Genomic DNA, 1,314 nt, shown 5'->3' with positions numbered 1-1,314 from the left:
CCTCTGGTGTGCCAGTTGTTCTGCCAAGGGCATGGCTGGTTGGCTACGTTCGGGAGGGATAACCGCTGAAAGCATCTAAGCGGGAAGCCTGCTTCGAGATGAGCACTCCCACCTCCTTGAGAGGGTAAGGCTCCCAGTAGACGACTGGGTTGATAGGCCGGATATGGAAGCCCTGTGAGGGGTGGAGTTGACCGGTACTAATAGGCCGAGGGCTTGTCCTCAGTTGCTCGCGTCCACTGTGTTGTTCTGAAACAACGACCCCCACCGCTCTGCGGGTGGGTGGCGGATAGTTTCATAGTGTTTCGGTGGTCATAGCGTGAGGGAAACGCCCGGTTACATTCCGAACCCGGAAGCTAAGCCTCACAGCGCCGATGGTACTGCAGGGGGGACCCTGTGGGAGAGTAGGACGCCGCCGAACAATTCTTCTGAAGAACCCCCATCCGGATTCCCGGATGGGGGTTCTTCGCGTTTCCCGGCGAATGCGCCACGCCATCCCGATGGGCTGCCCTCGGGCGACCGTTGCCCGGGCTCCGACACGGCTCCTCAGCCGTCAATATGGCGCTAAAACTGCCTGATCACCGCCCAGATCGCTGGAGAATCACCGGTTACGCCGTAGTCTCCAAGGTGAGGGGAACAGGTGTCCGGGGTGGTACCCCGGACGGGTCCGATCAAGAATGGTGCTCATGGGACGCGGCAGGCTGCGGATCTACCTCGGGGCGGCTCCCGGGGTCGGCAAGACGTACGCCATGCTCGCGGAGGCGCACCGGCGGCTCCAGCGCGGTACGGACGTCGTGGTGGCGTTCGTGGAGGACCACGGGCGTCGGTACACCGCAGAGCTGGTGGCGGGCCTGGAGGTCGTGCCGCGCCGTGAGCTGACGCATCGGGGTGCCGTGTTCACCGAGATGGATCCTGACGCCGTGCTGGCCCGCCGGCCGCAGGTGGCGCTGGTGGACGAGCTCGCCCACACCAACGTGCCCGGCTGCCGCAACGACAAGCGCTGGCAGGACGTCGAGGAGCTGCTGGCGGCCGGGATCGACGTGATCTCGACCGTGAACATCCAGCACCTGGAGTCACTGGGTGACGTGGTCGAGGGCATCACCGGGGTCCGGCAGCGGGAGACCGTGCCGGACGAGGTGGTCCGCCGGGCCGACCAGATCGAGCTGGTGGACATGTCCCCGGAGGCGCTGCGGCGGCGGCTCGCCCACGGCAACGTGTACGCGCCGGAGAAGATCGACGCCGCCCTCGCCAACTACTTCCGCCCGGGCAACCTCACCGCGCTGCGCGAGCTGGCGCTGCTCTGGACGGCCGACCGGG

2 rRNA genes and 1 pseudogene are annotated in these 1,314 nt (G+C 66.0%); all 3 read left to right on the top strand.

From position 1 onward, the window contains the following. Positions 1–221: ribosomal RNA gene (locus MCM47_RS40920) — 23S ribosomal RNA — on the top strand; the annotation flags it as partial. A gap of 80 nt (positions 222–301) precedes the next feature. Further along, positions 302–418: ribosomal RNA gene (gene rrf / locus MCM47_RS40915) — 5S ribosomal RNA — on the top strand. A 265-nt stretch (positions 419–683) separates the two neighbouring features. Beyond that, positions 684–1,314, top strand: a pseudogene (locus MCM47_RS40910) (histidine kinase); the annotation flags it as partial.

Source organism: Kitasatospora sp. A2-31, from assembly GCF_022288725.1.
GTDB lineage: Bacteria > Actinomycetota > Actinomycetes > Streptomycetales > Streptomycetaceae > Kitasatospora.
This window is presented reverse-complemented; position numbering and strand designations above follow the sequence as displayed.